Here is a 24,807-nt window from a genome sequence, read left to right as displayed (position 1 = left end):
AGGTATATCCAGATAAAATGCGAATATTAACCCTTGTACCGGGAGGAATTAGCAATCAACTGCTGTTTTTTCCCACTCTAGAAACTCTCCGGCAAACTTACCTCCAAGGTACCATCGATGTTTTGGTCGAACCTAGGGCAAAGGCTGCCTATCGTCTCTGTCCCCAGGTTAGGGAAGTGCTTTTATTTGACTATCGAGATCAGTACGGATTAGCGGATTATTTAAATATTTTGGGAGTAATTCGGGACCGGGAGTACGAAATCGCCATTAGTCTCACCAATCGTCCTGCTATCAATCTTTTACTCTGGTTAAATGGTGTTCCTAACCGTATAGGCTATGAAAATAATGGCAGCTGGTTCTTATCGCAACAAGTACCCCAGCCAACGGAAGGCTATCTAGCGGATAATTATCACGCACTGGTCAAAGGGTTAAAGATTGCCGCACCCTGTCCACCTTTAAAACTAACCTTGAATCGCGATGATATCGATTGGGCCGAAATGGAGCAGCAACGCCTCAATATCAAGGATAGCGGCTATATTCTCCTCTACGCCGGCGGTAGCGATCTGAGCATCAGCCAAGGACTGGAAACGCTTTATCCCCTGAAGAGTTGGCTAGAAATTATCCAAGGCATTCGCCATCAACAACCGGATTTACCAATTGTCGCGATCCAGGGAGAATTGGATGAAGCTTGGGTTTTAGCCCTCAAAGCCATGGATAATAACTTAAAAGTGTCGAGAACGGGCGATATCGGTAAAATGGCGGCTATGATCGCCGGTGCTAATTTATTATTAGCTACCGAAAGTGTCCCTTTACAGTTAGCCGTGGCCGTGGGAACCTATACCCTCTCTCTGCTGGTTCCTTCGTTGTCTAAGAGAGTTTTACCGAGTGGGGGAGAGCTACATCGATATATTGAGGCTAATACGGGAAAAGTCGCCGATATTACCCCCGAAACTGTCCTGAAAAAGATTTGGGGCCAGTAAAAAATCGGGTTTTGATCGCTTTTCTCTGGGATCGAAACCCGAAAAAAAATCAGCATCAAAGCTCAATTTTGCGATTGAGATAACTGACTTTTCAAGGATTCTAGGGAGGCCCAACGACCATCGATGGCAGTCTTTTCCGGAAGGAGAAAATCGGGGGGTTGACAATTAGCTCCGCAGAGTTGACGGGGAGGTAAAGTTAGACATAACTGCTCGTATAACCACATTTGCGGGTCAAAATCCCCGTTAGGATCGAGGGTTTCCGAGAGGTCTTCGTAGGCTATTTCTCGCTCTAGAGGATAGGAGCTATCGTAGTCTTTATTTTTGTCTAGCCAGATTAATTCGGAAGTGTTTAATTGCAGACGATGATTATATTGTTGTAAACAGCGATCGCAGGTTAAGGTGACGATGGTTTCTGCTTTCACCGATACTTCCAAAAAATTCCCCCCATGTCTAACCAGCAAGGTCCCCCGCACTGGTGTCAAGGTTTCTAGATCGGGGATAAAATTATCGATGATGATCACTCTTTGTCGATCAGGAGATTTGAGGAGGTGGGGGATAAAAATAGTTTCCATAGATAACTCCTGTATCATTTATCGGGTGTCAACTGCGTTAGCGAGTAACGCCACCATAATTGCTCGGTGACAATCTTTCTTTTATTAGTTTATCGCAGCCCTCGCCTCTAGAGACATAGACCAGTCCTAGACTTTGGGGTGTGGGGTGTAGGGTGTAGGGTGTGGGGTGTGGGCTTCGGCCGTGAGCTCAGCCGAACGGGTGTGGGGTGTAGGGTGTGGGGAGAACAAAGCTGCCTTTTGCCTCTTGCCTCTTGCCTCTTGCCTCTTGCCTTTTGCCTGTCCTAATATGTAGTCTATATTCAACGGATTTAGTTTGACAGGCTGTCTGTTGATCGAGCCAGAAAGTTTCCTCAGAATTGGGAGTATATGCACAAAGATACTCCTATGTCAACGGTTTTGAAAAATTTTCTTCCTCGCCTCGGTGGATTGGTTATGGTTGCACTGCTCTGCTCGCTTGTGCTGGGGGGATGGCCTCGGCCGGGAAAAGCGGCTCAATCAGTACATTTATCCTATTGGTTGCGATCGGGAATTGAACAACTAGAGGCGGGTAATTATCAGCAAGCTTTGCAGGATTTCAATCAGTCGATCGAACGGGAAAATAACTTGGCCCTAGCCTACAGTAATCGCTGTTTAACTGAGATTTATTTGCAGGATTATCTCCACGCTTGGCAGGACTGCACCCGCTCTTTACAACAGCAATCCGATAATTATCTAGCCTATTTCCATCGGGGTTTAGCTTTTTATCGTTTGGGAGATTATCCACAGGCGCTGACCGATTATAACCAGACTATCCAGTTAAAACCCACCTATTATCAAGCCTACTATAATCGGGGTTTAGTTCAGGCAGCCATGAAAAATTATCCCCTTGCCCTAGCCGATTTTAATCAATCCTTGCGTCAAATTACTAACTGGCAACCCGACACTTTAGCCACTATTTATAATGATCGAGGTTTATCTCATTTAGCCCTCCAAAATTTTACCTCAGCTAAAGCGGATTTTACTCAAGCTCTCCGGTTAAATAAAAATAACGCCTCAGCCTACTATAATCTAGCTTGTACCGCTCACCAATTAGGTGAATACGAACGCTCGATCGCTCATTTAAATCAGGCGATTGCCATCGATCCTTTTTATGCCGATGCTTATATTAGAAGGGGATTACTGCGGCATCAATTGGGTTATTATCAATCAGCTTTAGCGGATTTAAATCAAGGAGCAAATCACCTCTATCATCAGGGATTGCACCACAATTATCAGCAAATCCTCGCCCTCATCGAGCAGATCCACCAACAGTTACTTTCCCTACCATCTCCCATTGTTTAAAAGAGCGATCAATATTACAAAGGAAAGCGCTTCATAGCTGTGACGGCGAGACGGGCATTATCTTTAAGGACTTGAGAAACCCGGGGAATTTGGGGAATTTGCCAGAGAACATCGACGGTGCGTCGTAATAATCGCACTAGATCTCCCTCATCGAGACTGGTATTTTCGCACAATTCCGGCCAGGATGTCCCCTGGGCCCAACGGGAGGCAATCCCCATCAGTTGGGTTTCTAACCAGACAGGAATAGTGATATCGTAGCGAGATTGAGCTTGATAGAGTAAACGGCGAACTTCTCGCAAACCGGGGGAATTTCCCTCTCCTTGTCGCAAAATATCGATAACTTCTGGCACAGGCGGGTAATTGCACCAAGTATCGGGGCGAGGGGGTTCCGTAATCATAGCGCTGATGGCGGCGGCTAGTTGGCTAGGAGTCAATCTGTCCAAATCTCCGGACATCATCGCTAATCCTAACCAGAGTTCATTTTCCCCGCGAATAGTGGCCGCCGCTTCTCCGAGGGGAGTGGGCAAATAACCCTCTAACGCTTGGAATTCTCGCAAAATCTCGATTAGATTCAGAAATTCTTCCCAGTAGTAGGATTTACGCGATTGTTGTTTTTGGTATTTAATCTGGGTCTTGTGTAACTTATCGCGAGCAATCTCTCGATCGTAGTATAGTTTCATCAATCGCCCCGGATTTTTGCGTTTTTGCAGGGGATGAGCGGCAATTTGACTATTGACAATTTCAATTTTTTGTGATTGTGTTGCCAGTTCCGCCACTGGTGGGATGCCCTGCACTTGTTGGGGGATTAAATCGGCGATCGCCTGAGTATTTTCCTCACCCTTGCGCCAACCCCCTAGGGAAACAGCTTCTAGGGAAGGGGGTATCAGTTCGCCTAATGCCGCAGGAGTGATAAAACCTCGATCTATCTCGCTAATATCGGCATAGGCGGCTAAATACCAGCGATTATCACTGCCTAAACAAACAAGAGTTCGCACTTGACCAGCGCCGTGCAGGGTATTGACAAAGATAGCGGGGACGGGGACGGGGACCTTAATATGTTTGCCCTTGAGATGGAGGATAGTTCCGACGGGAATATTCGGCAATTTTAGATGTATTTCCTGTCTTTTCTGTGCCTCTGCCTGACTAGCGAGGATTTTATACAGTCTTTCTTCTTCCCGCAGTCTTTCCCGTAGCTTTTCGTAACTAAAGACCTGCTCCCGCTCGATCCCGGCTAATTCCATATCCAACTTAGCCAATTCGGTGGTTAAGGCGGTAATCTGTTGTCGTTCGGGGCTTAACTTCAAACGAGCGAGATATTCGGCGAAACTGCGCTCTAAGAGGTCTTTGGTCTCCTCTAGACTGTGTTTTTGCAGGAGATTTAAGACCATGCCGTAACTGGGCGCAAAACAGCTTTGCAGGGGTTCTGGTTGAGCGATGGCCAGAAAAGCCGCTTCTTTTGCTCCTTCAAAGGGCGTTTGTACTGTCACCACATGGCCCACCGCGTCCATTCCCCGGCGACCGGCCCGGCCAGCAATCTGGACAAATTCCGAGGGAGTCAGCATACTGTGGCCATCATCGGTGCGTTTGGAGAGGGCCGAGATAACGGTGGTACGAGCGGGCATATTAATCCCGGCCGAGAGGGTAGCGGTGGCAAAAACCACTTTAATTAAACCAGCTTCAAAGAGTTGTTCGACTAATTCTTTCCAGAGGGGTAAAATCCCGGCATGGTGAACACCACAGCCCCGGGTGAGGGGTTCCACTTGGTCGGCCCGCACCAATTGGGAAGCACTAGCCAGGAATTCAAACAGTTGGTTTTTCGTCTCGGGGTCGGCGGTTAAGAGGCTGAGGAGTTGATCTTCAGACTGGGGGTTATTAGCGAAAAAAGCCAGTAATTTCTGGTGTAAAGGCGGATTTTCGACGGCAAAGAAGGAAAGGGCGAGTTCTTGCAGATTAGGATTATCTTCCAGGAAGAAAATGAGTAAACGGTAGTAAATGGCTCTAGCTTCTTCTGGATTAACGAGATTGAGGTTTTTTAGCTCTCTAATCGCCTGATCGCAACCTTTGCGGCTGAAAATGACGTAAATAGCTGGGAGCATATCCTTGTCCCGCAGCGTGGTGACAATCGAGGCGATGGTGGGACAATCTTCTCGTTTTAAGCGTCGGGGTTTGCCGTGGCCGACTTTTGAGTGTAGTTTCGGGTTAACTTTGCTCTGTTTTGGGTCGAGCAGCGGGAATAATCCCTCTTTATTGGCGAAATAAAAGCGCAGGGGGACGGGGCGAAAATCGGAGTTAATTAGCTCGCAGCTGGAGGTCTGTTTATTGTCGCTGGGTTGACGCAGTTGCCGCACCCAGTTAATCCAGTCGGTGAGTTCCCCGGGGTTGCCGATGGTGGCGGAGAGGGCGACTAATTGGATACTAGGGGGACAGTAGATAATTGATTCTTCCCAAACGGTGCCGCGACCTCGATCGCTGATATAGTGACATTCATCGAGAACTAGGGTTTCCACGTTTTCTAGGGAAGTGCCTACCTCACCGATTGGGGTTTGATAGAGCATATTGCGAAAAATTTCTGTAGTCATGACTACAATTAACGCGGAGGGATTAATCACCACATCGCCGGTAATCAATCCCACTTCCGCAAAGAGCAGCGGGGAATCCTCATCGCCATCGGTGGGGGTACGACCGAATTTTTCTTGAAAATCCCGGAATTTTTGGTTAGAAAGAGCTTTCAGGGGAGTGGTGTAGAAAACCCGTTTGCCCCTTTCTAGGGCGCGATAGATGGCGTATTCTCCGATTAAGGTTTTGCCGGAACCGGTGGGAGCACAGACAACCACTGATTTACCGGCAGCGAGAGCAGCGATCGCCGATTGCTGGAAGTCGTCGAGTTTAAAGGGAAAAATGGTTTTGAGATCCAAAGAAGTAGGGTTGAGGGACTCTTTCACGTCAAGTCTAAGAGGAGAAATTTTTTAAATTGCGGCTATTCTGGCTGGCTTTTTTTATTCTAGTCGAAAAAAGCAGACTTCTAGAAACTAGAGGCGGATTGACCTTTACAATGGTTATAATGAATGACTTTTTTTCTATCACCACTAGCTCGCCATGGCATTAAAGCACCTGCCCAGATTGGGTAACAAATCATTGCCCCTGTTGGTTATATCAATTATTTTAGGCTATTTGGGCAATTATTTTTACCTGCATTTATTTTTGAGACTAGATTTTCTTTTTGGCAGTAGTTTTGCTTTGATCTCGGTTTCGCAACATTTAGCCCTAAAGATAATAATCTAGAGGCGGTGATCGAGCGGGCTGATCATGCCATGTTCGCCGCTAAAAATCAAGGTAGAAATCGAGTTAGTTTAGGTAAAACAGTATGAAAAATTTGTTATTTATTCTTGGTTTTTTGCTCTTAGGTGTAGCCCCAAGTTTTAGTGCCGATCTCGATACAATTATACGCCGGGGAAAATTAATTGTCGCTGTCAAAAATAATCTCCCTCCCCTCGCTTTCCTTGATTCTCAGGGGAATCTGCAAGGATTGGAAATCGACATCGCTAAACGTCTAGCGTCAGAAATTCTCGGTTCTGACAGTGCTATTATTCTCAAACCCGTTAGTAATCAAGAACGTTTACAGGTGGTTATTGATGATCGGGTGGATTTGGCGATCGCTCGTGTGGCGATTACTCCTGCACGTCAGCGCTTAGTGGATTTTAGCCCCTTTTATTACCTCGATAGCAGCGGTTTTGTGACGAAAAACCCGCAATTGCATCGTTTAGAAGACTTAGCTAACTCTAGAATCGCCGTACTCAACGGATCGACGACAATCGCCCTTGTGCGTTCCAATTTGCCTAACGCTATCCTGCGCGGGGTTGCTTCCTATCAAGAAGCTTTAAATTTACTGGAAACCGGGGAAATAGACGCTTTTGCGGCTGATAATAGCCTTTTAACTGGTTGGGTGCAGCAATTCCCCAATTATCGTCAATTACCGATCGAGTTGGGTGCGATCGCTCTAGGAGTCGTTCTCCCTAAAGGTTTACAGTACCAAAGTCTCCGAGAACGCGTCAACCAAGCGATCGAGCGGCTAGAATCCACCGGTTGGTTAGCAGAACGGCTGAACTATTGGGGTTTACCCCTGAGAATTCGGGAAATGGGGAGATAGGGTGATGGGGTGTGGGGTGCGGGGTGTGGGGAGATGGGAGTTTTTTGCTGTGAGCAATGAACAGTAATCAGTGAACTGAAAACTCAAATCTGATCACTGATAACTGATCACTGATCACTGATAACTGACTAAATCCTGCTATAATCTGATTGAATAAGTATAAAAATATTAATTGCTCGATCGCTAATTATGGAAGATACCCTGCCGCTTATTTACGTTTCTGGATTGCTAATTTTCGTGATTGGTTTAGGAATTTTTGTCATCGTGCAAATCTTTAAAACCCGTCGAGTGGAAGGAACCTTTAACAAGCTACAAAAGAAATTGCAAAAAGAAAAAGGTACAGCTAAAGAATACTATGAATTAGGGAGTCTTTATCTGGATAAAAAACTCTATGTTCAAGCTTTGAGTTTACTACAAAAGGCTTTAAAAATCTCTGAGGAAGAAAGCATCGAACCAGAAAATCAAGCCCTAATCTATAATGCGATCGGTTTTTCCTATTTTGCCCAAGAACAATTGGAATTAGCGATTCGTAACTACAAAGAGGCAATTAAACTTTATCCTCAATACTCGATCGCTCTCAATAATCTTGGCAATGTTTACGAAAAGAAACAAATGGCCAAAAAAGCTCTCGAAACCTACGAAGAAACTCTCAAATTTGATCCTAATAATACCGTGGCGAAAAAGCGCACCGAATCCCTGCGTAAACGCTTCGCTGAATCGAAATAGTTTTGACTACTGATCAAATTCTTTTTAGAGATCGAATATTCTTCGATCTCTTTCTTTATTTCAAGCCATAAAACAAGACAATTAAACTAGGGGTTAAAATCGTCAAAATTAAATTTAGGGGCGCACCCAAACGGGTAAAATCGAGGAATTTATAGCCGCCTGGTGCATAAACCATGGTATTAGTTTGATAGCCAATCGGTGTTAGATAACTATTAGAAGCAGCAAAGGTGACAGCATACATAAAAGCCAAAGGATTTAAACCCAAAGTTTTCGCCACTTCCACGGCGACGGGAATCATTAACACGACGGCAGCATTATTAGAGAGAATTTCAGTTAAAAATGAGGTAATTAGATAGAAGAAAACTAAGATCCAAAACCCCGAAAGATGTCCGCCGATAGCTACTAAATTATCTGCTAACCATTTAGTCGTTCCTGAGTTATCCATGGCAGTACCCAGGGGAATTAAACCCGCTAATAAAAAGATAATATCCCAACGAATGGAACCATAGACTTCCCCTGGTTTTAGACAGCCAGTAATTACCATTACAACCACTCCAACTAAACTGGTGACGAGAATCGGTTGAATATCAAAAGCAGCAATAATAATCACCAACAAAGTAATCATTAAAGCAATAATGCCTTTATCCTTTCGCAATGATTCGATCTCTTTCTCTTCTAAGACTAATAATTCTCGCGTGGTTTGTAAACCAATAAAACTCTGTTTAGGTCCCTGAACTAAGAGCAAATCGCCAAACTTTAAAGGAATTTTTCCTAATCTTCCTTGTAGTAATTCCGAACCACGCCGAATCGCTAGAACTGTTGCATTATAACGCTGACGGAATTTCAAATCTTTTAAAGTTGTCCCAATTAAACGGGAATTAGAGAGAATCAAAACCTCAGCTAATTTTTCCTCACCTGTAGTAATTGCCGATTCAATATCTTCTTGTTGAAATTTGATATCAGCAAAGATTTCTAAACCCCGTTCATCCTTAATTTTTAATAGTTCTTCCCGACTACTGTGAACGATTAAAATATCGCCAGCATTGAGAACTTTATCGGCTAAAGGTTGGGGTAAATGTACCTTATTTCTGATTAATTCCAACACATCAAAATCAAACTTTCTTTGTAGTCCACTTTGAGATAAAGTTTGACCGATAAGATTAGAACGAGGGCTAATAATTACCTCACTCAGATATACTTTAGAACCGTAATCATCGTCTAAAAATTCCCCCGTGGAAGATTTGCGATCAGGTAATAATTTCGGGGCAAAAATTGTTAAATAAATCAACCCTGCTAAAAAAGTTACTAATCCTAAAGCAGTGAACTGAAATAAACTAAATTCCCCATAACCCAGCTTGGCAGAAATACCACTAGCGAGAATGTTAGTAGAAGTCCCCACCACGGTAATCATCCCCGCTAAAACCGTGGCGTAGGAAAGGGGAATTAATAACTTAGAAGGGGAAATTTTTTGTTTTTTACACCAATCTTCAACGATAGGTAAAAAGATCGCCACCACTGCCGTGTTATTAATAAAAGCACTAATCGGCCCCACCAATGCCCCTAGGACAAATACCTGTTGGTGGGGACTTTTGCCCCCCCAAACCAACAAGCGATCGCGAACTACTTGAATCACTCCCGTGCGGGTAATTCCGGCACTAAGCACAAACATCGCCATCACTGTCACCGTGGCAGAATTACTAAATCCGGCGATACCTTCTTCGGGAGTAACTAAACCCAAAAGAATCAGGACAATCGCCACGCATAAAGCGGTTAAATCTACCGGTAGCCATTCCGCCACGAAAGCGACTAAAGCAACGACTAAAACCGTTAAAGTCAGAATAATTGGTGTTGGCATTGATTTATTTTTTCGTCATGAACCAGCGAATAAATAACTTCTCCAACTCAATCCAAACAAACATTAAGGCACTAAATCCAAAACAGACTAATAATTCTGTGCCACTAATCCATTGAGTACCGAAGAAGCTTTGTAGAGGAGGAGCATAAATTAACAACAATTGTAGGATCGTTGTCAAGCCCACGGCGGCGATAATGTAAGGATTAGAGAAGGGATTCATTTGCACAGCTAACTGGGTATGGGAACGCACCGCCAAAGCATGACCCATTTGTGCTAAACAGAGGGTAGTAAATACCATGGTTTTCCAGCGTCCGGGATCTCCGATTTCGGGGGTTGCCTGAGTATATTGGTAAGCCCAGTACATCATAATAATGGTGAGAATGGCAAAGACGATGCCGATGCGAATCATATACCAACCCAACCCGCGAGCGAAAATGCTTTCCCGGGGGCTAAAAGGTGGACGTTTCATCACATTAGGTTCGGCGGGTTCCATTGCCAGAGCCAGCGCCGGTAAACCGTCAGTAACAAGGTTCATCCAGAGGATTTGCAAGGGAGAAAGGGGTACACCGCCTAAACCGAGCAGAGGAGCCGCTGCAATGGTTAAAACCTCGCCAATATTACTGCCGAGAATATATTTAATAAAGCGCCGAATGTTACTGTAAACCACGCGCCCCTCTTCGGTGGCAGCGACGATGGTGGCAAAATTATCATCTAGCAAAATCATATCGCTGGCTTCTTTGCTGACATCGGTTCCCGTAATCCCCATGGCGATACCGATATCCGCTTGTTTTAGTGCCGGAGCATCATTGACTCCATCCCCCGTCATGGCGACGAATTTGCCCCGTTTTTGCAAAGCTTGGACGATTCTAAGCTTGTGTTCGGGAGAAACGCGAGCATAGACGCTAACACCATCTACCTCTGCCTCTAGATCATTCTGAGACATTTTTTCTAATTCTTTACCCGTGATTACTCGCTCTCCGGGGGCAGCAATGCCTAATTCAAATGCGATCGCCTTGGCCGTTAATTGGTGATCTCCGGTAATCATAATCGGACGAATTCCCGCTTGACGACAGAGGGCAACCGCTTCTTTAACTTCTTTGCGGGGTGCATCGAGCATTCCCACCAATCCCAACCAAACCAAGGATTGTTCCTCACTATCTTCTCTTTCCGCTTCCGGCACTTCTGTCATCGGTTTATAGGAAAAACCCAAGACTCGTAGGCCATTACTCGCCATTTCGTCATTTTGTGCCAAAATACGGCTTCTTTGTTCAGCTGTTAAGGGTTGACTTTCCGCCCCAACTTGGATCAGAGAACAGCGTTCGAGAATTAATTCCGGTGAGCCTTTGGTAAACATTAAATAGGCAGAATCCCCCAAACCTAACTGAGCATTCTCACAGATTACTGACATTCTCTTTCGTTCGGAAGAAAAGGGAAATTCGCCTAAACGAGGGCTTTTTGGTGCCAATGCTTCCCGATATAGTCCTCCTTTACCCGCTAACGTCAGTAAAGCTCCTTCGGTGGGATCGCCTAAAATTGACCATTCTTGCGCTTTATTTTGCAAAAGTGCATCATTACACAGCACACAAGCCGTTAAAATTGCCTGTAGTTCGGGATCACTTTCACTAACACCATTAAACTCACCGATGGGCGCGTAACCTTCCCCTGTGACAGTAATGACATGGTGGGAAGTATTAACTTTCTGCACCACCATTTTATTTTGAGTTAAAGTTCCGGTTTTATCGGAGCAAATCGTCGTTACCGAGCCTAAGGTTTCCACTGCCGGCAATTTACGGATTAAAGCTTGTCTTCTCACCATTCTTTGGGTTCCAATTGCCAAAGTCACCGTTACCACTGCTGGTAAACCTTCGGGGACAACGGCCACAGCCATACTGAGGGAAGTTTCGAGGAATGTTTCAAAAAACTGCCAACCAAAGCGAATTACACCGCCAAGCACGACTAGAGCCACTAAAGCTAGGGAACTACTCACTAAAACGTTACCTAACTGCGACATTCGCTGCTGTAGGGGAGTTGGTTCACTTTCTACTCCTTGCAACAAAGCGGCGATTTTCCCGATTTCCGTATCCATTCCCGTCTTGGTAATCGCCACTTTCCCCCGTCCTTGTACTACTTCTGTACCCTGATAGACGAGGTTAATGCGATCGCCTAAAGAGGCATCTTCCGGTAAAACCTTCTGTGCTTGTTTATTCACCGATTCCGCTTCTCCCGTCAGAGCAGCTTCGCGAATTTGCAGGTTTTGTGCTTCTAATAATCTGCCATCGGCGGCAATTTGTACCCCCGCTTCTAGTAACATGATATCCCCGGGGACAAGTTCCTTGGCCGTCACTTCAAAGGTGCTACCATTACGAATAACCCGGACTTTCGGCGAGGATAACTGCTTAAGGGCGGCTAAAGCCTTTTCTGCCCGACTTTCCTGTAAATATCCTAAAATACCGTTTAAAATAACAATTATAAAAATAGCGATCGCATCTTTGGGAAATTCCGCTTTTTTCAGGTCTAAAACCGCCGAAACCACCGCCACGGCAATCAGCATCACTAACATAATGTTAGTAAACTGTTCCCAGAGAATCATTAACGGGCTGCGTCCTCCCGTTTCTTTTAGTTCATTTAACCCGAAAATATCCTTTCTTTTAACAATTTCCGCCTCGTTTAAGCCAGTTTCCCCATTGGTTCTCAGGATTTCTAGGGTTTGTTCGCCAGTTAAATTATGCCAAGCACGATTGTTCTCTATCTCCGAGACTTGAGGTGAAGTAGTGGGAAAAGTCATAGCGATCGATTGAAGAGGGTGTACGCGTAAACTAAAAAGGTAAGCGAATTAAGCTAATTACATATCACAATATCAGTTATCAGTTATCAGTGACCAGTTATCAGTTATCAGTGACCAGTAAGCAGTCAGCAGTTATCAAGGAAGTGGGGTGTGGGGAGAACAAAGCCGCCTCCTGCCCCCTGCCTTCTCGATAATCTGAAAAAAAATGTAACGAAATGTGAAGTATAATGGCGAATGTGATAAAGACAAGACATTAGAGAGTAGATAGGAAACGATGCGAGTTGCGATCGCTGGTGCGGGACTAGCCGGATTATCTTGTGCGAAATACCTTGTCGATGCGGGACATACGCCCATCGTACTGGAACGTCGCGATGTATTAGGGGGAAAAATTGCCGCTTGGAAAGATGCCGATGGTGACTGGTACGAAACCGGTTTACATATCTTCTTTGGCGCTTATCCCAATATGCTGCAATTATTCCAAGAATTAGGCATAGAAGATCGTTTACAGTGGAAAGAACACTCGATGATCTTCAATCAGCCGGAAAAACCAGGGACCTATTCGCGGTTTGACTTCCCTGATATTCCCGCCCCAATTAACGGTATTGTTGCCATTCTTCGCAATAATGATATGTTAACTTGGGAGGAAAAAATTAAATTTGGACTCGGTTTACTCCCTGCCATTGTTAAAGGACAAAGTTACGTTGAGGAGATGGATAAATATTCTTGGTCAGAATGGCTAGAGAAACAAAACATCCCTCCTAGGGTAGAAAAAGAAGTGTTTATCGCTATGTCGAAAGCCCTAAACTTTATCGATCCTAACGAAATTTCCGCCACGATTCTACTAACGGCATTAAACCGATTTTTACAGGAGAAAAACGGCTCAAAAATGGCCTTTCTCGATGGTTCACCCACGGAAAGACTCTGCCAACCTTTAGTTGATTACATCACCGCTAGAGGTGGCGAAGTGCGCTTAAATGCTCCTTTAAAGGAGATTCTCTTAAATGAAGATGGTACAGTTAAAGCCTTCTTAATGCGCGGTTTAGATGGTGGGGAAGATTATCTTTTTCAAGCCGATCTTTATGTTTCGGCGATGCCTGTAGATCCTTTAAAAGTTTTACTGCCTAAACCTTGGCAAGAAGATAAATTCTTTCAAAAATTAGAAGGATTAGAAGGGGTTCCCGTCATTAATTTACACCTCTGGTTTGATCGCAAACTAACCGACATCGATCATTTATTATTCTCCCGTTCACCTTTACTCAGTGTTTATGCTGACATGAGCAACACCTGTAAAGAATACGCCAACCCCGATCGCTCGATGTTAGAATTAGTTCTCGCTCCCGCTCACGATTGGATTACTAAATCCGATCAAGAAATTATCTCCGCCACGATGAAAGAACTAGAAAAACTCTTTCCCCAACATTTTACTGGCGATAATCCCAGTCAATTGTTAAAATATCATCTGGTGAAAACTCCTCGATCAGTTTATAAAGCCACCCCTGGCCGACAAGCTTATCGACCTTCTCAGAAAACTCCGATCGAGAATTTTTATCTCGCCGGTGACTATACCATGCAAAAATATTTAGGAAGCATGGAAGGAGCGGTTTTATCGGGGAAATTAGCGGCAGCAGTGATCAGCAAAGATCACCCCGCATCACCCCTAAACCCGAATAAAACCCAATCCACACCAGTGTCCAGCGCTCGTTAATTCTCTGGCTAGGGACTAATGACGAAAATGGCCTTGAGTGAGACAATGCTATATCATTAGCCACAGTTCGCCGTTAATCTAAGTCAATCATTCCGCCCCAGCAGAATGCTCCAATTGCCAAAACCGACCCACCCCACCAAACCCCTCGTCTCCCTTGCGGAGTCCTACGAACTCTGTCGCCGGATTACAGAGAAGTATTCCAAAACGTTTTATCTCGGTACTCTCCTGATGCCGAAAGCAAAACGTCAAGCGATCTGGGCAATTTATGTCTGGTGTCGTCGTACCGATGAACTGGTCGATGGTCCCCAAGCCCGGTTAACTACCCCTGAAACCCTCGATTTATGGGAAAAACAGCTAGAAACTGTCTTTTCTGGGGTTGCCCTTGAGGATGCCGATGTCGCTCTCGTGGATACTCTAGAAAAGTTCCCCATGGATATCCAACCCTTTCGGGATATGATCGCCGGGCAACAGATGGATCTCTATCGCAGTCGTTATCAAACCTTTGATGAACTAAAACTGTACTGCTATCGGGTGGCGGGAACGGTGGGGTTAATGTCCAGCGCGGTCTTAGGATTGGAGGATGGCGATCGCTCAGCCCCTTGGCGACGCAATCAAAGCGTTTATATTCCCCAAGAAGAAGCGATCGATCTCGGTATTGCCAATCAATTAACCAATATTTTGCGGGATGTGGGGGAAGATGTCCATCGTGGGCGGATTTATCTACCTTTAGAGGATTTAGAGCGTTTTAACTACAGCGAAGATGATTTACTCAAAGGGGTTAATGATGACCGTTGGAAGGGGTTAATGCGCTTCCAAATTGAGCGGGCCCGTTATTACTACGATTCCGCCGAAAGGGGGATTCGCGCCCTTAATCCCGATTCCCGTTGGCCGGTTTGGGCGGCTTTACTGCTTTATCAAGGCATTTTAGACGTAATTGAAGCAAATAATTACGATGTCTTCGCCCGTCGTGCCTTCGTGCCTTTAGCCAAGAAAATGCTCTATTTACCCGTGGCTTGGTTGCGATCGCAAGCCTTATAAAGATGCGACGGGTTTTGTCGCTTGGCGACTCCACCCATCGAGTCTTAACTAGGGTTTGCTTTTTCAGAGCGATTTAGGAGTCACCAACCAGAAAGGTCCGGTTTCCGTGCAGGGAACATCTCGATCGGTTTCGTAAACCACAAGACCATCTTGCCGATCCAAAACCAGGGCTTCTCCTAGACGGACGTAGGATATAAATGGGCCGAGATAGCGGACAATAGGCTCATCGCTACAGGCTGGCAATACCCGATCGTTAAAATACTCGCACCCCACATCCTCGACGCTTTCATAGTAGCGGATGCTGAGATCATCGATCGCTTTCCCCGGAAAGCGGTCTTGGATAGCTGACCGGAGAAATTCCGGCAGCGGTCGATCGGGCGATAATAATGTGGCAGATTTCATGGCTTTTCCCCCTAAAACTAAAGGAAGCGGGAAACTCTGACAAATGCCTATCCTCTCGGAACTATTCGCTTCCGCTCCCCACCTGGTCAATTTTTTACTAGGGATGGAATCTGGCGCAGGGAGTCCCCTTGTATTCATTGTAACAAATTTCTCCGCAAAGGTTCAGGGCGATACGGTGAGAACAATTTTTCTTGATTTTTCGTTACAAAGATTGACAAATTTATCCTTTTATTTTGGCGATAATAATAATGGCGTTGCTTAACCGAGGTATAAATACTATCGCTCTTGGAGGGAGTCTGGCAAAAGTCTTACAGTCTCTAAACTCTAGCTCTCTTATGGGGTAAGCCTTCAAGCTATCGCTAACTAACAGAAACCCGAAATTTGAGTTTTTATTAGAAAAAAAGTTAGCGATCACTTGTCAAGCAAGAGTTTCAGAATCTAGATTCGGTCAGGGATTTCCGAAAGTTCCAGAAGAACGCTATAGCGGTTCTCACACCTGTGTGGCACAGCTAAACCTTTGCTGGGTAAGCTTTTCAACATCTATAATGTACCTCTTGCAAACAGGAAACGCTATAATTTGGCACATATCCACAAGTTAGCTTAGTCCGAGGTTTTAAAAATTGCCTAGAGGACAATTCATAGTTAAAATCGGCAACGCCTCCTCCCAATACTAATTTTCAATAATCTTTTCTTAAGGAGTTTATTTCTCATGACACATCAACATATCATTCTCAAACTCAATGATGGAATTTTCGATACTAAACCGGAAGTCGTTAACGAAGTCAAACGGCTGCAACAAACCCTAAAAGATTGGGGAACTTTAGCGGCAAACGAATCAATAGATGGAAAGTTTGGACCGAAAACTGACGAAGCCGTTAAGCGTTTTCAAGGGAAACACTCTCTCACACAGGATGGTATAGTGGGTCGAAATACCTGGGCGGCACTCTTGAAAGTGCCACTATCAGAAATAGATATTATCCCTCGCCCCAGTGGTGGCCCAGATCAGGGGAATTCACCATTTTCAGGAAATAAAGGAATAATTCACAATGAACTGATAAGTCATGGATTTTCTCCTGTACAATGTGCAGCAATTTTAGGGTGCTGGCAGCAAGAATCTTCGTTTAATCCACGCGCAGAGGAAGGCCTGCCACCAAAGGGATTAGGATTAGCTCAATGGAGTTTTGACCGACGGAAACTTGTACCTGCATTCACGAATAGTGTGGCTACTGACATTCACAATCAAGTCGATCTTTTCGTTCAGGAATTAAATACTACAGAAAAAAAAGCTGGACAGATTTTACGTTCTGCCACAACTCTAGCACAAGCAATGCAAGGAATGAAAGAGTATGAGCGATTCGGAATTGCGGGAAATCGCGAAAAGTTCGCAAAACAAATCTTAAAGGAACTCACATAGTCATCAGTAAGCGATGCTCGGTTTTTGAAGTTCTCTAGATTTGCTCTGCTGACAAAACTATAGGAGAGGGAAATAATAGTGTGTAGTTTACTAAGAAATTAACTCTAGTTCTAACAAAGTTATTATAATCATCTCCTGATAAGCGAAAAGTCAGACTATTACCATAATATGAAATTAACGTTCCCTGATGTGAAATCAACATTCCCTTTAACGGCAATTCTCATTTTTTTGAGTGTTCCGACCTTTTCCCTCAAATCACAAGCTGCACCTCCACCTACTAAAGTAGGACAGTGTAGCAACACTTTTGTTTCTAAGGTAATGACTAGATTACAAGATGCAGTTACCAAGAAACCGATCTTGGGTTCGGGAACATCAATTGAATTTACTAACGGAATCTATCTGGTTTCTTATGACACGGTTCCTGAAGCCGAATCTTCCAAGCCCAGAGATCCAGTAAAATTGTGTTTAATTTCAATTCCGAAAAACTGCCCTCCTGGTGACAATCGAGGAAAAGTTTATACCGTAACTAACCTCAGAACCAAAAAAACATTCACGCTCCCAGATTCTCAGCATAGTTGTGGAGGAGCATAAACAGGTTTATTTTTCAATCCTCTAAACTATTCTAATTTTAACTTACTCTAACTAAGGAGAACAAAAAAATGCCTTTTACTGCCAAAGTGATTACAACTAATGAATGGGGATCAAGACCAGCCGGTCCCTTTGATAAAACAGTGCCTAAATTTATCGTGATTCACCATACCGATAATCAGAATCCCCCTAACGATTCCTCAAAGGGAACAATAGATGGAGCTAAACAATTAGCTCGTGATATTCAAAAATTTCACATGGATAGTAAAGGCTGGAGTGATTCTGGACATAATTTTCTGAATACAACTGGAGGAATTCTTCTAGAAGGAAGACATGGAACTCTTGATGCAGTCAAACAAGGAATGTGCGTTCAATCTGCCCATGCTCGCCAAGACGGAAACCGACTTGCTGGCGGTAATAAGTGTCCTGGAATTGAAAATGAAGGCAACTTCATGACTTTTCACATGGGACAAAAACAGTGGGATAGTTTAGTAGAATTATGCGTTTCTTTATCTAGCTCTTGCAACATTAGCCCCAAGAATATTCGAGGACATCGAGAGTTTAGTAATACTGATTGTCCGGGGGATTGGTTATTTAGTCAATTACCTCGTTTACGACAGGAAGTTGCTAATAAATTAGGTAGCACAGTTGAAGAAGATGAACCCTTACTTAAACTAGGTTCAATTGGTCAAGATGTTATTGAACTTCAACAAAAACTAACAGATAAAAGCTTTTCTCCGGGGGCAATAGATGGAGATTTTGGAGAAAATACCAAGCAAGCTGTTATTGCTTTTCAACGTTCTGTTGGACTAACTGCTGATGGTATTGTTGGACCTCGTACTCGCAAAGCTTTAGGTTTATAGGCTTAATTTGATGTGTAATTAATTCTATCGAGGTACTTATGACTAGAAAATTTATCGCCTGTAAACAACAAGTCTTCAATCGTGGAGTACCCCCTGATTCGTTTCTGAATGAATTGATCGATTGGGCCAAGCAAGCTCCAGATGATATCTTCACGCCGAATGATAAACACGACATTTACTCCAACGTCAAACCAGAACTCGGACCTTGGCAAGGTGTCCTACACCGCAAGGCAGTCATGCTGGAGGTACTGAGGGTGCTTGGCGGCTTCGAGAGTTCATGGAACTGGAACGAAGGAAGGGACACGACGAATCCTGACTCCAACACCCCTTGCTCGGAAGAAGCTGGAATTTTTCAATGCTCAGGCGATTCGATGGATTTTGACCCTAGCTTGAAAAAGTTGCTCAAAGATACTTCTGGCAAGACGGATTGCGAGACGTTTATCAAAGTCTCGAAAAGCAACCACAAATTCGCTATCGAGTATTGCGCCAGACTTCTGCGGTTTACCGTCAACCATCACGGACCTGTAAAACGAAAGGAAATTAATCCTTGGTTGAAACGCAATGCGGTGGTGGAGTTTCAGGGTTTTCTATCTGATTGAATTTCTGTAAGGGGGTACTAACCCCCCTCAATTTCAAGCTGACGACAAGGAGACTACTCCATGAAAAATCGGCGTTGCTGAATCAAGGTATGAATGCCAACTGTGCAGGTTCCCGTGCAAAAGTTAGTTTGGCTCTAGGTTTTAAAAATACTAGAAAAGAAGATTCATATCTCAAATCAGCCACTCCAGAAGTGGTTTAGTAGTGCCGAATTCTCGTTCCCAATCATTTAGGAGGTAGGAAAGATGACAATTTATGTCACCCGCGAGGGAGATAAACTGGTGGCCGATTCCCCACTGGAATTGGTGGAAAAATTACAACAATGTCAGGGGAGAATGACGGAAACAAGACAGGAATTCATGACTCGGATGGCTGCACAGATGGTGGCCAGCCAAGGCGTTACTGTTCCTATCACCGATCCAGAGAATTTTATCGCCGAGCTAATCCATAACGATTTTCTCAGCGTGGTGGACAGTATTGATGGCTGAAAGTCGGCCGGGGAATTGACGGCAAAACTTCGCCCCTAGGGTTTCTAACACTCAACCCCACTACCCTAGGTCAAAAAGCAAAATTTCCGAGTCTTCTAGAGATTGAATAGCCAAAGAAGTTTCCTCGCTAATTGCCGCTCCATCCCCCGCTCGTAAATGCACGCCATTTAGGGTTATTTGCCCTCTAGCCACTTGTAACCAGCCATAACGACCGGAAGCTAAGGAATGAGTCAGGGACTGGCCTAGGGGCAGAATTCCTGCGTAGAGATTAACGTCTTGATCGACTTTAACCGCGTTACCGGCACCGGTGGGAGAGGCGATTAATTGTAGGGTATGGGGAGAAAATTCGATCGCTTTTTGTTCATAACTGGGTTCTAGATTTTTTTGGTCGGGAATAATCCAAATTTGCAGAAGATGGAGGGGATTAGTGGCAGAATGATTAAATTCACTGTGTTTTATCCCCGTTCCTGCGCTCATCCGTTGAATTTCACCGTGTCGAATCACGGAACCAGTGCCGAGACTGTCTTGGTGTTCTAGTTCTCCCGCCAAAACATAGGTTAAAATCTCCATATTCTGGTGTCCGTGGGTGTGAAATCCTTTTCCCCCAATCACTTTATCCTCATTAATAACTCTGAGACTCCTAAAATTAATCTGTTGGGGATCATAATATTGGGCAAAAGAAAAAGTATGATAGGTATCCAACCAACCATAGTTAGCGTGGCCTCTTTCCTCCGCTTGGCGTATAGTAATCATCAGTTTTCCTCTTTTTTATCTCTATATTCCTAGTATATGAAATCTTGCCAAAAATGAGCAGTAGGCACTTAAAATTCAGATAGTTACTTTAGCTGCTTTTTTAGCACCAAAAGCCTCCTATTGGGAGCTTAGGAAGAATGTAGTTACTTCTTAGAGCAGAGCAAATCATACTAAATCTGGTTATTAAAGACTGATTATTTATTACCCCTTTTGCCTGTTCTCATAAGTAGGCTATACGCAACGGATTTAGTATCATCTCGAGAATTGGCAAATATAGCTCGATTTTTGTTTAAGCTGTACTGCATTAAATTGCGTATTGAATGATTTAGTACAAATGCTCAAATTTCTTCTCCCTGCTTCCTTTCCCCCTCTCCCTGGCAGTCTTAAAGAGTTATTTAGATAGTCAACAGCTTATGATTGCGGTAAAAAACTCTAACTATAGCATTTGGGCAGGTTACTTCATAAGTTGCAGTTCAGCTTGCTTGATCAAGATTTCAGGTCAAACTTAAACCAAATCTCGCCAATCTATCCCTAAATCTTGTAATTTTTGAGCCATCTTTTCCGCTACTTCTTCCGGGGTGGGAACGAGTTTACCTTCAGGGGTAAAAAAGCGTAATTGGCTGTCATGAACCCCTAAAAATAATTCTAACTGTTGACTCCATAACCAACCCTGTTCATTCGCTGCAATTTCTTCGTATTTTCCTGCCATCAACTGAAACCCCTTAAATTCTAAACTGGTGGGATCAAACCAGAAATAGTTAGGAGTCCGGAAAGTTTCCTGATAAATTTCTTTCTTGAGACCTCGATCGGTTTCTGCCGTTGAATCAGACAAAATATCGATGATGACATGGGGATATTTGCCATCTTCTTCCCACACTAACCAACTTTTACGCGGTTTTCTTGCTACTCCCAAAACCACAAAAAAATCAGGACCCCTAAAATATTCTGATTTACGTTGATTGGGACTGTAATAAATAGTCAGATTACCAAAAGCATAGAAATCTTGGCGGTCTTTCCATAATAACTCTAGTGATTGGATCAAAAGCATCAATTGACGCAGATGTAACTCTGTTTCCATAGGGGATTCATCACTCAGTAAATCACTTTTGGGAAAGATAATTTTCTTTAACTCATCTTCAACAATAACCATGACAACCACTCAATTATTTAACCTTCCCTATTTTAGCTCTTCAGTAGAACGTTCTACTGTTTCCTATCAACCTAATCGTTTAGCAGGATTACGACGCTTTGCCATAGCGATTACCTTTCTCAATATTTTAGGTCATACCGGCCTTGGATTTGAACAATCTTCGGCCTGACAGGGGGACAAGAAGGCTGAAATCCATATATCGTAAGCTTTTCATGGTTTTAGCTCGAAAAAGTTTGCCGCACCATCTCTCACTTATTAATAATAATTCCTAGTAAGCTCGCTCCTATCCCTAGTTCTTTCGTTAGCTTTTTGCCTAGAATCGCTAGATCTATTTCTAGTGAGAGAAGCCAGAAGCCTTTGTTAGCAAGTTTTCTAGCTCGCTTGTCCCCCTGTCAGTTAAAAAGCCTGAATCAATTTTATAACCAACGTCGGGCTAAGTTACAATCTCTGTTAAAAGGCAATCTTCAAAGTTCCCAGAGGATTCGCCGTTTAACTCGCTGTCGTAATCAGAAAGTAGATGATTATCTTCATCAGGCTAGTCGTTATTTAGTCAATCTCTTAGTTGACCAAGAGATAACAACTTTAGTAATTGGGAAAAATGACGGTTGGAAACAAGAATTGAACTTAGGAAAAGTCAACAATCAAAAATTTGTGACCATTCCTCATGCTCGATTAATTGAGATGATTAGTTATAAATGTCAATTAGTAGGAATCTCTGTGATTATTCAAGAAGAATCCTATACCTCCGTTGCTAATTTTTTGAATTTAGAGCTGCTACCAGTGTATGGACAAACAACTGAAAAGCCAGTGTTTTCAGGAAACTGAATTTCGCGAGGGTTATATCGTACAGATAAGGGGATTCTGGTTCAATCTGATGTCATGGGTTCCTACAACATTTTGCGAAAAGCATTCCCAAATGCGTTTAACCGCTATGGGATAGAGAGGTGCGTAGTTCACCCAAGGAGAATTAATCTCTCGAAGTAAAAGTGAAGGGAATTTCTGAAATGGAATTCAGTCTGTCTATATTTGACTATACTTTTACTAACTATAGTTACTTTAACAAAATAGTCCTAAAAGTCTTTCCCAGTAAACATTTCACGATTCCATAGGCAAAAATTATCACAAAAAGTCGAGAAGATCTAAACTTTTTCAGCAAACCCTAATTAGTTGTCGTAACAATTGTCGTCAGAAGCGGGTAACGCGACTCGAACGCGCGACATTCACCTTGGGAAGGTGACGTTCTACCACTGAACTATACCCGCAAAACTATTCCTAATCATAGCATTGACCCCCCGACGAGAGCAACTGCTCTAGGCTGTTTTTCATCATCGCGCCGGTTTGTCCAGAAACGCTAAACTGTAAAGCTTCCCGATAGACTCGCCCCCGGATGATCAAGAATATTCACCGTCCCACCAGAAGACTCGACTTCCCCTTTGACAAAAGACCATAACCTCTGCTGTAGGAGGGGTTAAGACAATTTCTGATGCTCCGTTACTGGGTACCAATCAACGCCTTCTGTTGCGGAGAAGTCGGTCGAGTTATCTTAGAAAAACGATAACTTCCCTCTCTAATCGCACATTCTACCATATTCAGGTAAATCGTCTCTAAGTCCCCCAATAAAGTCCGAAAACTATTTCTAGGGATCTTCCCTTGATTCTGTTCTTTTCTCTGTTTAGATTGCACCGATTCACTGCGCCTCGGTTTAATCACATTCAGGGAACTATCATCAATTTATTCATCCTCAAATAGTCAAGGAGCTAGAGATTGTTTTCAATGCCATTTGTCGATAATATCACCGGGTAATTTTGAGAAGTTGGCAAGGTTTCTTTTAAAATGCCTCTGAGCTTGGACAGGAATTTAGGGGGTATTTTCTGACAAAGAATCACTATAATTAAATAAAAATGGTACGCTATTTTTTCCCGATCCATCCATGACTAAAACCCGGGGCATTTGCGCTCCACCTTCGCGCCAAGCTTCGATCGCTTCTTTCTGTAAAACCAATCCTCCTCCCTGTTCTTTTAAAGTTTCTGCTAATAGTCTTTGTGCCTCAGCTTTCCCTTTAGCGCGATTAACTTCTGCTTGGGCCTGTTGTTCCGCTTCTTGGGTGATATAAACGGCTCTTTGGGCGCGTTGTTCTGCGATTTGTTTATCTTCGACAGCCCGGGCAAATTCCGGAGAAAAATTCAAATCTACCACACTGGTATCTAAAACTAGAATACCATACTTTTCTAACCGAGTCGATAGGGCATTATCAAAGTCTTCTTTTAACTCACTGCGTCGAGTAATTGCTTCCTCTACGGTTCTTTTAGCGGCGGCAATTTTAAAGGATTCTTGGGTTTGAGGGGCGATAATTTTAGCGACAATATTTTGCAGCGTGCCTTGGGTTCTTCTAATCGCCACTACCTGCGTCGGATCGAGACGAAAATTAATCGCAAAACTAGCAGATAAATCCTGTAAATCTTTAGTGGAACTTTGGGCGGGAACTTCAAATTTTTGCACCGTAAGATCGTAGATATCGACACTAGAGACAAAGGGAGGTTTAAAGTGCAATCCCTCCAATAAAACCCCGTCCTTAGCCTTTCCTAAAACACTTAAAACCCCCGCTTGTCCGGGGGTGATAATCACATAGGCATTAAAGGCCGCTAAAATGACAATAGCAGCTAATAATCCCCCGATCAGGGAAAGTAAATTAATAGCATCTTTTTGGTTCATAGTTTATACTCCTTGACGAGGGACTAAAGCGAGAATTTTTGTGGCGATCACTTGATTGACAGGCATCACTGACAGACGATTTCCTGTCCTTACTAATAATAATTCATCGGCGGTAAAATTTTGTTTTAAAATTCCCAGGGGCAGCATTTGGGGAAAAAGGCGATCAAACTCAACTTTAACCGTCCACCAGCGTGGGGAATCTGGAGAGGATTTGGGATCATAGTAGGGACTATCGCGATCGAATTGTGTGGGATCGATCATATCGGTTTCCACTACGCGCATCAAGCCGACAATCCCCGGCGGGGTCGTATTAGAATGATAAAAAAAGGCTAAATCTCCCCGCTTCATCTGACGGAGAAAATTGCGGGCCTGATAATTTCGCACTCCCTCCCAAATAGTTTGACCATCTTTTTTAAAATCCCCGATACTATAGACATGGGGTTCCGATTTCATTAACCAGTAATTTAAATTCATCATTTATAGTTGTTATTAATTCAAATAAGCTCAAAAATATTTTTAGCCGTTCCTATCAGCCTTGTTGCCATAGGGTTAAATATAATTCACTTTGGCTGCTTTTGTAGTTCTACTCAAACAATTATTGAGAAGAATGTATCTAAAAATACTTTTGTTAGCGGCAATTTTTAAGGACTATGAGCGTTCAAGTCTAGCTATTCTTGGCAACCGTCAGTTTTTCCCTATGGCTAAAAATAAT

At 43.6% G+C, this 24,807-nt stretch carries 22 protein-coding genes, 1 tRNA gene and 2 pseudogenes; 14 read left to right on the top strand and 11 right to left on the bottom strand.

The annotated features are described in order from the left end of the window. The first annotated feature begins 17 nt into the window (after window positions 1–17). Window positions 18–980 carry a glycosyltransferase family 9 protein gene (locus ACQY1X_RS04400; protein WP_430015435.1) on the top strand — a complete coding sequence of 321 codons (963 nt, stop codon included), beginning with the start codon at window positions 18–20 and terminating at the stop codon, window positions 978–980. 62 nt (window positions 981–1,042) lie between these two features. Here ACQY1X_RS04400 and ACQY1X_RS04395 read toward each other — a convergent pair whose 3' ends face one another. Next, window positions 1,043–1,552 (bottom strand): YceD family protein, encoded by a 510-nt coding sequence (locus ACQY1X_RS04395; RefSeq protein WP_130757241.1) that lies wholly within the window; start codon window positions 1,550–1,552, stop codon window positions 1,043–1,045. A gap of 366 nt (window positions 1,553–1,918) precedes the next feature. On the opposite strand from ACQY1X_RS04395, the gene ACQY1X_RS04390 reads away from it, so the two are divergent. Then, entirely contained in the window at window positions 1,919–2,872 is a 954-nt protein-coding gene (locus ACQY1X_RS04390) for a tetratricopeptide repeat protein (protein WP_430015434.1), read from the top strand. 14 nt (window positions 2,873–2,886) lie between these two features. On the opposite strand, the gene ACQY1X_RS04385 is transcribed toward ACQY1X_RS04390, so the two are convergent. Continuing rightward, window positions 2,887–5,814, bottom strand: coding sequence for a DEAD/DEAH box helicase (locus ACQY1X_RS04385; protein ID WP_430015433.1), 2,928 nt, complete (start codon window positions 5,812–5,814; stop codon window positions 2,887–2,889). Window positions 5,815–6,159: 345 nt separating this feature from the next. On the opposite strand from ACQY1X_RS04385, the gene ACQY1X_RS04380 reads away from it, so the two are divergent. From ACQY1X_RS04380 to ACQY1X_RS04370, 3 genes are all read left to right on the top strand, one after another. Next, the gene (locus tag ACQY1X_RS04380) at window positions 6,160–6,240 is read left to right on the top strand and encodes a hypothetical protein (RefSeq protein ID WP_223210873.1); all 81 of its coding nucleotides are present in this window, start codon (window positions 6,160–6,162) and stop codon (window positions 6,238–6,240) included. Beyond that, entirely contained in the window at window positions 6,237–7,019 is a 783-nt protein-coding gene (locus ACQY1X_RS04375; RefSeq protein ID WP_193979102.1) for a transporter substrate-binding domain-containing protein, read from the top strand. Before ACQY1X_RS04380 ends, ACQY1X_RS04375 begins: the two co-directional genes overlap by 4 nt. A 189-nt stretch (window positions 7,020–7,208) precedes the next feature. After that, window positions 7,209–7,745 (top strand): tetratricopeptide repeat protein, encoded by a 537-nt coding sequence (locus ACQY1X_RS04370; protein ID WP_002735092.1) that lies wholly within the window; start codon window positions 7,209–7,211, stop codon window positions 7,743–7,745. A gap of 55 nt (window positions 7,746–7,800) precedes the next feature. Here ACQY1X_RS04370 and ACQY1X_RS04365 read toward each other — a convergent pair whose 3' ends face one another. After that, window positions 7,801–9,600 (bottom strand): SLC13 family permease, encoded by a 1,800-nt coding sequence (locus tag ACQY1X_RS04365; RefSeq protein WP_430015432.1) that lies wholly within the window; start codon window positions 9,598–9,600, stop codon window positions 7,801–7,803. 4 nt (window positions 9,601–9,604) lie between these two features. Next, window positions 9,605–12,385 (bottom strand): cation-translocating P-type ATPase, encoded by a 2,781-nt coding sequence (locus ACQY1X_RS04360; RefSeq protein WP_430015431.1) that lies wholly within the window; start codon window positions 12,383–12,385, stop codon window positions 9,605–9,607. Window positions 12,386–12,659: 274 nt separating this feature from the next. Here ACQY1X_RS04360 and pds point away from each other — a divergent pair, with 274 nt between their 5' ends. Both pds and crtB read left to right on the top strand, forming a co-directional pair. After that, window positions 12,660–14,090 (top strand): 15-cis-phytoene desaturase, encoded by a 1,431-nt coding sequence (pds, locus tag ACQY1X_RS04355; protein WP_430015430.1) that lies wholly within the window; start codon window positions 12,660–12,662, stop codon window positions 14,088–14,090. Window positions 14,091–14,195: 105 nt separating this feature from the next. Further along, on the top strand, window positions 14,196–15,128 hold the full coding sequence (gene crtB / locus ACQY1X_RS04350) for a 15-cis-phytoene synthase CrtB (RefSeq protein ID WP_002755588.1): 933 nt from the start codon (window positions 14,196–14,198) through the stop codon (window positions 15,126–15,128). A gap of 63 nt (window positions 15,129–15,191) precedes the next feature. Here crtB and ACQY1X_RS04345 read toward each other — a convergent pair whose 3' ends face one another. Then, on the bottom strand, window positions 15,192–15,668 hold the full coding sequence (locus tag ACQY1X_RS04345; RefSeq protein WP_002792671.1) for a hypothetical protein: 477 nt from the start codon (window positions 15,666–15,668) through the stop codon (window positions 15,192–15,194). 571 nt (window positions 15,669–16,239) lie between these two features. Between ACQY1X_RS04345 and ACQY1X_RS04340 the strand changes: the two genes are divergently transcribed. From ACQY1X_RS04340 to ACQY1X_RS04320, 5 genes are all read left to right on the top strand, one after another. Beyond that, window positions 16,240–16,944, top strand: a complete 705-nt coding sequence (locus ACQY1X_RS04340) for a phage tail tip lysozyme (protein WP_430014055.1) — start codon at window positions 16,240–16,242, stop codon at window positions 16,942–16,944. A gap of 168 nt (window positions 16,945–17,112) precedes the next feature. Further along, window positions 17,113–17,535, top strand: coding sequence for a hypothetical protein (locus tag ACQY1X_RS04335; protein ID WP_002792669.1), 423 nt, complete (start codon window positions 17,113–17,115; stop codon window positions 17,533–17,535). Window positions 17,536–17,603: 68 nt separating this feature from the next. Beyond that, entirely contained in the window at window positions 17,604–18,395 is a 792-nt protein-coding gene (locus ACQY1X_RS04330) for a peptidoglycan recognition protein family protein (RefSeq protein ID WP_430014054.1), read from the top strand. Window positions 18,396–18,433: 38 nt separating this feature from the next. Then, the gene (locus tag ACQY1X_RS04325; RefSeq protein ID WP_016516133.1) at window positions 18,434–18,994 is read left to right on the top strand and encodes a hypothetical protein; all 561 of its coding nucleotides are present in this window, start codon (window positions 18,434–18,436) and stop codon (window positions 18,992–18,994) included. A gap of 243 nt (window positions 18,995–19,237) precedes the next feature. Next, window positions 19,238–19,480 carry a hypothetical protein gene (locus ACQY1X_RS04320; RefSeq protein ID WP_002737723.1) on the top strand — a complete coding sequence of 81 codons (243 nt, stop codon included), beginning with the start codon at window positions 19,238–19,240 and terminating at the stop codon, window positions 19,478–19,480. A gap of 60 nt (window positions 19,481–19,540) precedes the next feature. Here ACQY1X_RS04320 and ACQY1X_RS04315 read toward each other — a convergent pair whose 3' ends face one another. Continuing rightward, window positions 19,541–20,233, bottom strand: a complete 693-nt coding sequence (locus ACQY1X_RS04315) for a pirin family protein (RefSeq protein ID WP_002737203.1) — start codon at window positions 20,231–20,233, stop codon at window positions 19,541–19,543. 505 nt (window positions 20,234–20,738) lie between these two features. Next, window positions 20,739–21,383, bottom strand: coding sequence for a Uma2 family endonuclease (locus tag ACQY1X_RS04310; RefSeq protein WP_130756845.1), 645 nt, complete (start codon window positions 21,381–21,383; stop codon window positions 20,739–20,741). Here ACQY1X_RS04310 and ACQY1X_RS04305 point away from each other — a divergent pair. Both ACQY1X_RS04305 and ACQY1X_RS04300 read left to right on the top strand, forming a co-directional pair. After that, a pseudogene (locus ACQY1X_RS04305) lies at window positions 21,382–21,549 on the top strand (enediyne biosynthesis protein UnbU); the annotation flags it as partial. The gene ACQY1X_RS04310 and the pseudogene ACQY1X_RS04305 overlap by 2 nt on opposite strands. A gap of 230 nt (window positions 21,550–21,779) precedes the next feature. Beyond that, window positions 21,780–22,367: pseudogene (locus ACQY1X_RS04300) on the top strand (IS200/IS605 family accessory protein TnpB-related protein); the annotation flags it as partial. A 206-nt stretch (window positions 22,368–22,573) separates the two neighbouring features. Here the strand turns inward: ACQY1X_RS04300 and ACQY1X_RS04295 are convergent. The 4 genes from ACQY1X_RS04295 to ACQY1X_RS04280 form a co-directional block, all read right to left on the bottom strand. After that, window positions 22,574–22,645, bottom strand: a tRNA-Gly gene (locus ACQY1X_RS04295). 229 nt (window positions 22,646–22,874) lie between these two features. Beyond that, window positions 22,875–23,066 carry a transposase gene (locus tag ACQY1X_RS04290; RefSeq protein ID WP_223210997.1) on the bottom strand — a complete coding sequence of 64 codons (192 nt, stop codon included), beginning with the start codon at window positions 23,064–23,066 and terminating at the stop codon, window positions 22,875–22,877. 174 nt (window positions 23,067–23,240) lie between these two features. Then, window positions 23,241–24,095 carry a prohibitin family protein gene (locus ACQY1X_RS04285; protein ID WP_002736027.1) on the bottom strand — a complete coding sequence of 285 codons (855 nt, stop codon included), beginning with the start codon at window positions 24,093–24,095 and terminating at the stop codon, window positions 23,241–23,243. Between the two features lie 3 nt (window positions 24,096–24,098). Continuing rightward, the gene (locus tag ACQY1X_RS04280) at window positions 24,099–24,572 is read right to left on the bottom strand and encodes an EVE domain-containing protein (RefSeq protein ID WP_430014052.1); all 474 of its coding nucleotides are present in this window, start codon (window positions 24,570–24,572) and stop codon (window positions 24,099–24,101) included. Window positions 24,573–24,807 lie beyond the last annotated feature (235 nt).

Origin of the sequence: Microcystis protocystis FBCC-A270 (genome assembly GCF_050500235.1) — a bacterium.
Classification (GTDB): Bacteria; Cyanobacteriota; Cyanobacteriia; order Cyanobacteriales; family Microcystaceae; genus Microcystis; species Microcystis ichthyoblabe_A.
The sequence above is the reverse complement of the archived record's forward strand: the minus strand, read 5'-3'. Positions and strand labels throughout refer to the sequence as shown.